This is a genomic window from Hydrogenophaga sp., from assembly GCF_051007235.1.
Lineage (GTDB): Bacteria > Pseudomonadota > Gammaproteobacteria > Burkholderiales > Burkholderiaceae_C > Hydrogenophaga.
In genome coordinates this window covers 1-8,402 of record NZ_JBPCSJ010000065.1, presented here as the reverse complement: position 1 = coordinate 8,402, position 8,402 = coordinate 1, and the positions used below count along the sequence as shown (strand labels likewise).

Below are 8,402 nucleotides of genomic sequence, written 5' to 3'. Positions count from 1 at the left end.
GCGGCGCGGGGGGCGTTCAACTGCATCCGTTGTGCAGTTTCCACTGGGCCTCGTGGCCGAGGGCCTTGGCGAAGGCGGGGACCTGGCAGCGCTCGGCTTCGGCCGCGCTGGGAGCCCCCGCCACGGGTTTCAGGCCCATCTCTTCCAGCGTGGCCATGTCGTCGAAGCCGCCTTGCACCGCCCCGGTCCGGTCGACCCAGCCTTTGGCCGCCACGATGGCGCCCACGAACAGCACGAGCACGGCCGCCTGCGGCAGGGAGATGCCCCAGCCCTTGTTCTGCGCCGGTACTTCGCACACGCCGCCGGGGCAGAGCTGGGCTTTCTCGCGGTTGAAGACGTTGTAGAGCTTGCAGCCCAGGCAGATGCCGAAGGCGGTTTCAAAAAACATCAGCGTCAGGCAGCTGGCGCAGACCAGCATGTTGACCGGGCCCATGTAGCGGTTGAACACCATCAGGTAGGCCATGGCGCAGCCCAGCAGCAAGCCCAGGCCCCAGGCAAATCGCTTTTGCGGAGCGCCCACCCATTCGGGCGTCTGGTTCCGCACGACCCAGCCGCCGACGATCATGCTCGGCGCCCAGCGCGGGTTGGCCATGCGCAACGCCATGTCGGTGAGGAACACGATCACGAACAGGCGCGTGGGCTGGTAGTTGGCCGTCAGCAGGGCGTTCATGAACGACACCACCGCCGGGAAGAACAGCAGGCCGGCAGCGGCGCGCACCGTGCGTTCGTTGACCACCCGGACCGGGTAGCCCGCGACGGTTTCGCCGAACTGGAAGGGGTTATTCATCGCCATCTCCTTATATAGGTATGGGTTTGTAGCGGTTTCCGCGCGCCGGCGCCAGCACAAAATGCTGGCGCGTGCTTCAGCTCAGGTGCCGAGGGCGGTGCGACCGCGGCGGGCGCTCAGCCCCGGCCGGTGCCGATGCCCAGTGCTTTGAGTTTGCGGTAGAGCGAGCGCTCACTGATACCCAGGCGTTGGGCCAGGTCGGCCCGGCTGCCGGTGTGCCGGGCCACGGTCTCGCGCAGGGCGGCCAGTTCCAGGCTGCGCAGGTCCTGATCGGCGTCGGCGGGCGCAGCCGGGGTGGACCGGGCCGGGATGCTGCGGGCGGCACCGGGTCGGCGCCCGGTGGCGATGGCCTGGCGCACGTGTTCGGCTTCGATCACACTGCCGTCGCACAGCAGGGCGGTGCGTTCCAGCAGGTTGCGCAGCTCGCGCACGTTGCCCGGGAAGTCTTGCGTTTCCAGCAAGGCCAGCGCGGCGGGCGCCAGGGTCAGGCGCCGCGGCGCGGCCACACGCTCCAGCAGGGCGGGGGCCAGCAGGGCCACGTCGCCCCTGCGTTCGCGCAGCGGCGGCAGCAGGATGGGGAAGGTGGAGAGCCGGTAGTACAGGTCTTCGCGGAAACGACCGTCCTGCACCATCGCGTCCAGGTCGCGGTGGGTGGCCGCCACCACGCGGATGTCGGCGTGCCGCAGCTCGGTGCTGCCCACGCGCCGGTAGGTGCCGGTTTCCAGCAGGCGCAGCAGTTTCACCTGCATGGGCAGCGGGATGTCGCCCACCTCGTCCAGGAACAGGGTGCCGCCGCTGGCCGCCTCGACCAGGCCACCGCGCGCCGTGGCCGCGCCGGTGAAGGCGCCGCGTTCGTGGCCGAAGAGTTCGGACTCGAACAGGTTCTCGGGCAGGCTGGAGCAGTCCACCGCCACCAGCGGCTTGCCCGCGCGCGGGCCGGCCTCGTGCACGGCGCGGGCCACCAGCTCCTTGCCGGTGCCCGACTCACCCAGCAGCAGCACGCTGGCGCGCGAGGGCGCCACGCGCGCCACCAGCGCCAGCATGCGCTGAAAAGCCTCGGAGCGGCCGATCAGTCCCTGGGCGCTGGGCTGGCCCTGGGCCACGCGCAGCGGCTCCATCTTCTCCACGTAGAAGGCGGGTTGTCCGTCATCGCCCGGCAGGGGGGTGAGTTCGATGTTGACGTATTCCTCACCCTTGGGGGTGTGGTGCAGGTGCAGCACGCGTTCGCGCTGGCCAGACAGCCGGGACTGCGCCAGCGGGCAGGATTCGCCGGCCTGGTCGCAAGGCACGGCGAAGTGGTGCGAAACCTCGTAGCAGTGCCGGCCCACCACGCTGCGCTCGGGGCTGTGCTCGCGCCGGTACGCCGCGTTGGCCGCCAGGATGCGGTACTGCGCGTCGAACAGGATGTGCGGCTCGGGCAGGCCTTCGAGGAAGGCGGTGAGTTCGGGCAGGGGTTTCAAGTGGGCTCCAGGCTGCCGGGGAGGATGGCGGTCTGACATTTTCTGCCAGATGTGGCAGTCAGGCAGCGCAAGGGGCCTTCGGTTGCGTGCCAAGGGGCTGGCAGTGGATTGATTTTGAAAGGCTTTTTCTGCTTTCGTCCACTGGCACGGTTCTTGGAGTGGAGAACGCACCCCACGGACATGCCATGAACCGCCAAGACCGTTCCCTGACACGCAAGCTCGCCATCGCCCTGGCGATCAAGCTGGCCGTGCTCACCGGTCTGTGGTGGGGCTTTGTGCGGGAGCAGCGCGTGCCGGTGGACACCGACGCCGCGGCCATGCAACTGCTGGGCAGCCGCCCGGCGCCCACCGCCTCACAGGAGTGACGCCTTGATTTCCGAACAACTGGTCGACCTCTCGCGCTTGCAGTTCGCAGCGACGGCCCTGTACCACTTCCTCTTCGTGCCGCTGACCATCGGCATGGTCTGGCTGCTGGTGATCATGGAGAGCGTGTATGTGATGACGGGCAACGTCATCTGGAAGGACATGACCCGCTTCTGGGGCAAGCTCTTTGGCATCAACTTCGCGCTGGGCGTGACCACCGGCATCACGCTGGAATTCCAGTTCGGCACCAACTGGGCCTACTACTCGCACTACGTGGGCGACATCTTCGGCGCGCCGCTGGCCATCGAAGGGCTGATGGCCTTCTTCCTCGAATCGACCATGATCGGCCTGTTCTTCTTCGGCTGGGACCGGTTGAGCAAGACGCAGCACCTGATGGTGACCGTGCTGATGGCGGTGGGCACCAACCTGAGCGCGTTGTGGATCCTGATCGCCAACGGCTGGATGCAGAACCCGGTGGGCGCCGAGTTCAGCTACGTCACCATGCGCATGGAAATGGTCGACTTCTGGGCCGTGCTGTTCAACCCGGACGCGCAGGCCAAGTTCGTGCACACCGTCTCGGCCGGCTACGTCACCGGCGCGATGTTCGTGTTGTCCATCTCCAGCTGGTACCTGCTCAAGGGCCGCGACATCGAGTTCGCCAAGCGCAGCTTCCGCGTGGCCGCGGCGTTTGGCCTGGCCAGCGTGTGCTCGGTGATCGTGCTGGGTGACGAATCGGGCTACACGGTGGGCGAGGCGCAGCAGACCAAGATGGCCGCCATCGAAGCGATGTGGGAAACCAAGCCCGCGCCGGCCGGCCTGACGCTGGTGGCCGGCATCAACGAAGCCGGGCAGAAGAACGACTGGGAGATCGAGATCCCCTGGGTCATGGGCCTGATCGGCACCCGCTCGGTCAGCAAAGAGATCCCGGGCATCCACGAGATCAAGGCGAAGAACCGCGAACGCATTCAAAGCGGCATCCAGGCCGTGACCGCGCTCGAAGCCCTGCGTGCCAACCGCGACGACGTGGCCGCCAAGGCCCTGTTCGAACAGCACAAGGCCGACCTCGGCTTCGGCCTGCTGCTCAAAAAGTACGTGGTGGACGTGCGCCAGGCCACCCCGGACATGATGCAGAGGGCCGTGGACAGCACCGTGCCGCGCGTGACCCCCATGTTCTGGGCCTTCCGGATCATGGTCGGGCTGGGCTTTGCGATGTTGGCGCTGTTCGGCATGGCCTTCTGGTGCACGCTCAAGCTCGAATGCGGCAAGCGCCCCTGGCTGCTCAAGTGGGCGCTGTGGATGCTGCCCGCCCCCTGGCTGGCCTGCGAGCTGGGCTGGTTCGTCGCCGAATACGGTCGCCAGCCCTGGACCATCTACGGCGTGCTGCCCACCCACCTCTCGGTCTCCACGCTCAGCGTGGGCAGCCTCTACGGCTCGCTGGCCGGCTTCGTGGGCTTCTACACCGTGCTGCTGATCGTTGAGATGTATCTGATGGTCAAGTTCGCCCGCATCGGCCCCGGCAGCCTGGGCACCGGGCGCTACAGCCACGAACCTGTTCACGCACACGCCTAAGGAGCCGCCATGTTCGACTACGAAACCCTCAAGATCGTCTGGTGGCTGCTGGTGGGCGTCTTGCTCGTCGGCTTCGCGATCATGGACGGCCACGACATGGGCGTGGGCACGTTGCTGCCCTTTGTCGGCCGCAGCGACGTCGAGCGCCGTGTCGTCATCAACACGGTCGGCCCGCACTGGGACGGCAACCAGGTCTGGTTCATCACCGGCGGCGGCGCCATCTTCGCGGCCTGGCCGCTGGTCTACGCCACCGCGTTCAGCGGTTTCTACTGGGCCATGCTGGCGGTGCTGTGGGCGCTGTTCTTCCGTCCGGTGGGCTTCGACTACCGCAGCAAGATCCACCACCCCACCTGGCGCAGCACCTGGGACTGGGGCCTGTTCATCGGCGGCTTCGTGCCCCCGGTCATCTTCGGTGTGGCCTTCGGCAACCTGCTGCAGGGCGTGCCCTTCCAGTTCGACGCCTACCTCGTCTCCACCTACACCGGCACGTTCTGGCAACTGCTCAACCCCTTCGCCTTGCTGGCCGGTGTGGTCAGCAGCGCCATGATCACGCTGCAGGGCGCCACCTACCTGGCCCACCGCACCGAAGGCGTGGTGCAGCGGCGCACCATCACCGCCGGCACGGGCGCCGCGCTGGTGATGGTGGTCGGCTTCATCGCCGCCGGCGTCTGGCTGCAGTCCATCGACGGTTACCGCATCAGCTCGGTGATCGACCCCGCCGCGCTGCCCAACCCCATGGGCAAGACCGTGGTGCGCGAAGCTGGCGCCTGGATGGCCAACCACGCCGCCCAGCCGCTGCTGTGGCTGCTGCCCGCCCTGGGCGTGCTCGGCGCGCTGGCCGCGGTGGCCCTGATGCGCAGCGGCCGCACGCTCAGCGCCTTCGTCGCCTCGTCGCTGGCCACCGCCGGCGTCATCGGCACCGCTGGCGCCAGCATGTTCCCGTTCATCATGCCGTCCAGCACCATGCCCGCGGCCAGCCTCACCGTCTGGGACAGCGTCTCCAGCCACCTCACGCTGGGCATCATGTTCTGGGCCACGGTGCTCTTCATGCCGCTGATCGTGCTCTACACCTCGTGGGCCTACCGCGTCATGCGCGGCAAGGTCACGGCCGCGTACATCCGCGAGAACGAGCACGGCGCTTACTGATCCCCGTCTTTCAGGAGAACAACATGTGGTATTTCGCCTGGGTCCTTGGTGTCGGCTTTGCCGTGCTGCTGGCCATCCTCAACGCCATGTGGGGCGAAACCGAAGAGGCCCGCAGGGCCGCCCGCGGAGGCGCGCAGTGAACACGGTGTCCGCCAAGGTCCCGCCCGCCCCGGCCCGCGTGCACCTGCCCAGCCTGCTGGCCGCGCTGGCCGCGCTGGCCATCATGGGGGTGGGCAGCGTCTACCCGCTGCTGTTCGCCGATGCCGCCGGCAAAGCCGACCACGGCCTGGCCATGGCCCTGTTCTGGGCCATGAGCGCCGGTCTGGTGCGCGGTGTCGGCTTTGTGCCGCGCTTCATACTCTGGCGCTGGGGCTTCTCGGGCTGGGCCTGCGCCGCCGGCCTCCTGCTGGCGGCCTGGCTGCGCTGGGGTGTCTGACATGTTCTTTCGCATCCTGAACGACGATCGCAGCGGCGAGCTGAGCTACCTGCTGGCCGACACCGGCGCGCGCGAGGCCGTGCTGGTGGACCCGCACAGCCGCGACCTGCCGGTGTTGCAAGCCCTGCTGGGCGAGCGCGGGCTGCGCCTGCGCTGGGTGCTGCGCACCCACCAGCACGACCCTCTCCAGCCGATGGAGTTCGCCCTGCTCGGTCGCCTGGGCGCGCCGCTGGTGCAGGGCGAAGCGCGCGAGGGCGCGCTGGCGGCGGCCGATGGCGACCAATTGCCCTTTGGCCACGAGTGCGTGCGCGTGCTCGCCACGCCCGGCCACACCGCCGACTGTCTGAGCTTCGTCTGGCGCGACCGCGTCTTCTGCGGCGGCCTGCTCGCGGTGGACGCATGCCCTCACCAGCCGATACCCGCCGAACCCGCTGCGCTGTGGGACAGCGTGACCCAGCGCATCTTCACCCTGCCCGACGAGACGCTGCTGTTCGCCGGCCACGAACGGCGCGCGCGCGCCGTGAGCACGGTGCTGGAGCAGCGCCGCTGGCACCCCTTTTTTGCGGGCCACACCCGTGACGAATACCTGGCACGCGTCGCGGTGCTGGGTGCGCCGGCCGATCGTCCCCGACCGGTTGCCTTCCCCAACCCTGAATCCATCTGTCCTCCATGAACCCTTCTTACGCCTTCACCGTTGAAATCGACCAGCCCATGGCCGCCGCGACAGACACCCTGCGCGCGGCGCTGGGCACCGAAAAAATGGGCATCGTCAGCGAGGTGGATGTGCAAGCCACGCTCCGGAACAAGCTCGGCATCGACAGCCACCCGCAGAAGCTGCTGGGCATCTGCTCGCCCGGCATTGCGCACGCGCTGATGACCGCCGAGCCCGACATCGGCGCCCTCCTGCCCTGCAGCGCCGCGGTCACCGAAACCGTTGCCGGGCGCACCCGCATCGCGCTGCAGGACCCTCTCGTGATCGCTGCGCAGAGCCAGAACGCGCAGGTGCACGAGGCTTGTGCGCAGGCCAGTGCGGCATTGCGCCGCGTGGTCGAGGGGCTGCGCACCGGGGCTGCCACATGAACCAGCCGGCCCGCATCACCATCATCGGCGCCGGTTTCGGCGCCCTGTCCACCGTGCGCGAGCTGCGCCAGCGCGACGGCGCGGCAGAGATCACGCTGATCGCCCCGCGCGCCGAGCTGCACTACCTGCCCGGCATCATCTGGATTCCCTGCGGGCTGCGCAAACGCGAACAGCTGGTCGTGCCGCTGGGCAACTTCTTCAGTCGCATGAAGGTGCGGCACATCGCGGCCGAGGTGATCGGCCTGAGCGAAGGCGGTCGGGTGGTGCAGACCACGGCCGGCGATGTGGTCAACGACGCGCTGGTCATCGCCAGCGGCGGCCGCTTCATCAAGAAGCTGCCCGGCATCGAGCACGCCATCACCCCCTGCGAGGGCATTGCCGCGGCGGAGAAGATCCGCGACCGACTGCGCGAGATGCAGGGGGGGACGATCGCCGTCGGTTTCGCTGGCAATCCGAACGAACAGAGCGCGGTGCGTGGCGGCCCGATGTTCGAATTCCTGTTCGGCATCGACGAGCAGCTCAAGCGCGAAGGCCGGCGCGACCGCTTCGAACTGGTGTTCTTCAACCCGTCGAAGGAACCGGGCAACCGGCTCGGTCCCAAGGCGGTGCACCACCTGCTCAAGGAAATGGCGCGGCGCGGCATCCGCACCCACCTGGGCCACAAGATGCAGCGCTTCGAGGCCAACAAGGTGGTCACCGAGGGCGGTGAGTTTCCGGCTGACCTGATCCTGTTCATGCCCGGCATGACGGGCAACGCCTGGTTCGACCAGACCGGCCTGGCCCGTTCGCCTGGCGGGCTGTTGCAAGCCGACGCGCAGTGCCGCGTGGTGGGCAGCGATCACGTCTATGTGGTGGGCGACTCGGGCAGCTTTCCCGGCCCGGACTGGATGCCCAAGCAGGCCCACATGGCCGACCTGCAGGCCGCCGCGGCGGCCGACAACCTGCTGGCCGGCCTGAGCGGCCGCGCACAGCAGGCCACCTTCAAGGTGGAACTGATCTGCATCATCGACGCCATCGACCACGGCACGCTGGTGTTCCGCAACACGCAACGCCAGATCATCCTGCCCTCCACGCGCCTGTTCCACTGGGCCAAGCGCTTTTTCGAAGGCGCCTACCTGCGGAAGTACCGATGAACACCGAACCTTCCACCACCCCTTACGTCGCGCTGGGCGGTGCACCGGCCATCCACCGCCTGGTGGACCGCTTCTACGAACGCATGGACGGGCTGCCCGAGGCCTACGCCGCGCGCCGCCTCCACCCCGAGAGTCTGGCGGGTGCGAATGAGAGCCTGTTCGAATACCTCTCGGGCTGGTTCGGCGGACCCAACCTCTACATCGAGAAGAAGGGCCACCCGCGCCTGCGCATGCGCCATGGGCCCTACGCCATCGGCCCCACCGAGCGCGACCAGTGGATGCTGTGCATGCGCACCGCGCTGACCGAACAGGTGGCCGACGAGCCGCTGCGGGCCGGCCTGCTCAAGGCCTTCACCGACATGGCCGACCACATGGTCAACACCCAGGGCTCAGCGATCTGCGCTCACCCGTGATCCACCGATCACCGG

The 8,402-nt window shown here is 68.2% G+C and carries 11 protein-coding genes; 9 read left to right on the top strand and 2 right to left on the bottom strand.

The window, feature by feature from the left end:
* Nucleotides 1–16: 16 nt before the first annotated feature.
* Both ACR2JA_RS02155 and ACR2JA_RS02150 read right to left on the bottom strand, forming a co-directional pair.
* On the bottom strand, nt 17–787 hold the full coding sequence (locus ACR2JA_RS02155) for a DUF4395 domain-containing protein (protein WP_434007493.1): 771 nt from the start codon (nt 785–787) through the stop codon (nt 17–19).
* 116 nt (nt 788–903) lie between these two features.
* Nucleotides 904–2,286, bottom strand: coding sequence for a sigma-54 interaction domain-containing protein (locus tag ACR2JA_RS02150; RefSeq protein ID WP_434007492.1), 1,383 nt, complete (start codon nt 2,284–2,286; stop codon nt 904–906).
* A gap of 146 nt (nt 2,287–2,432) precedes the next feature.
* Between ACR2JA_RS02150 and cydP the strand changes: the two genes are divergently transcribed.
* The 9 genes from cydP to ACR2JA_RS02105 are packed head-to-tail and all read left to right on the top strand — an operon-like array spanning nt 2,433 to nt 8,387.
* Nucleotides 2,433–2,612: a cytochrome oxidase putative small subunit CydP gene (gene cydP, locus ACR2JA_RS02145; protein WP_434007491.1), complete on the top strand. Its 180-nt coding sequence runs from the start codon at nt 2,433–2,435 to the stop codon at nt 2,610–2,612.
* 4 nt (nt 2,613–2,616) lie between these two features.
* The gene (locus ACR2JA_RS02140) at nt 2,617–4,179 is read left to right on the top strand and encodes a cytochrome ubiquinol oxidase subunit I (RefSeq protein ID WP_434007490.1); all 1,563 of its coding nucleotides are present in this window, start codon (nt 2,617–2,619) and stop codon (nt 4,177–4,179) included.
* A gap of 9 nt (nt 4,180–4,188) precedes the next feature.
* The gene (gene cydB / locus ACR2JA_RS02135) at nt 4,189–5,325 is read left to right on the top strand and encodes a cytochrome d ubiquinol oxidase subunit II (RefSeq protein WP_434007489.1); all 1,137 of its coding nucleotides are present in this window, start codon (nt 4,189–4,191) and stop codon (nt 5,323–5,325) included.
* 23 nt (nt 5,326–5,348) lie between these two features.
* Nucleotides 5,349–5,465 carry a cytochrome bd-I oxidase subunit CydX gene (cydX, locus tag ACR2JA_RS02130; RefSeq protein WP_434007488.1) on the top strand — a complete coding sequence of 39 codons (117 nt, stop codon included), beginning with the start codon at nt 5,349–5,351 and terminating at the stop codon, nt 5,463–5,465.
* On the top strand, nt 5,462–5,761 hold the full coding sequence (locus ACR2JA_RS02125) for a cyd operon YbgE family protein (RefSeq protein WP_434007487.1): 300 nt from the start codon (nt 5,462–5,464) through the stop codon (nt 5,759–5,761). Before cydX ends, ACR2JA_RS02125 begins: the two co-directional genes overlap by 4 nt.
* Nucleotide 5,762: 1 nt before the next feature.
* Nucleotides 5,763–6,434: a hypothetical protein gene (locus ACR2JA_RS02120; protein WP_434007486.1), complete on the top strand. Its 672-nt coding sequence runs from the start codon at nt 5,763–5,765 to the stop codon at nt 6,432–6,434.
* Nucleotides 6,431–6,841, top strand: coding sequence for a DUF302 domain-containing protein (locus ACR2JA_RS02115; RefSeq protein WP_434007485.1), 411 nt, complete (start codon nt 6,431–6,433; stop codon nt 6,839–6,841). The genes ACR2JA_RS02120 and ACR2JA_RS02115 overlap by 4 nt, the downstream gene beginning before the upstream one ends.
* Entirely contained in the window at nt 6,838–7,974 is a 1,137-nt protein-coding gene (locus tag ACR2JA_RS02110; RefSeq protein ID WP_434007484.1) for an NAD(P)/FAD-dependent oxidoreductase, read from the top strand. Before ACR2JA_RS02115 ends, ACR2JA_RS02110 begins: the two co-directional genes overlap by 4 nt.
* Nucleotides 7,971–8,387, top strand: coding sequence for a group II truncated hemoglobin (locus ACR2JA_RS02105; protein ID WP_434007483.1), 417 nt, complete (start codon nt 7,971–7,973; stop codon nt 8,385–8,387). The genes ACR2JA_RS02110 and ACR2JA_RS02105 overlap by 4 nt, the downstream gene beginning before the upstream one ends.
* Nucleotides 8,388–8,402: the final 15 nt, after the last annotated feature.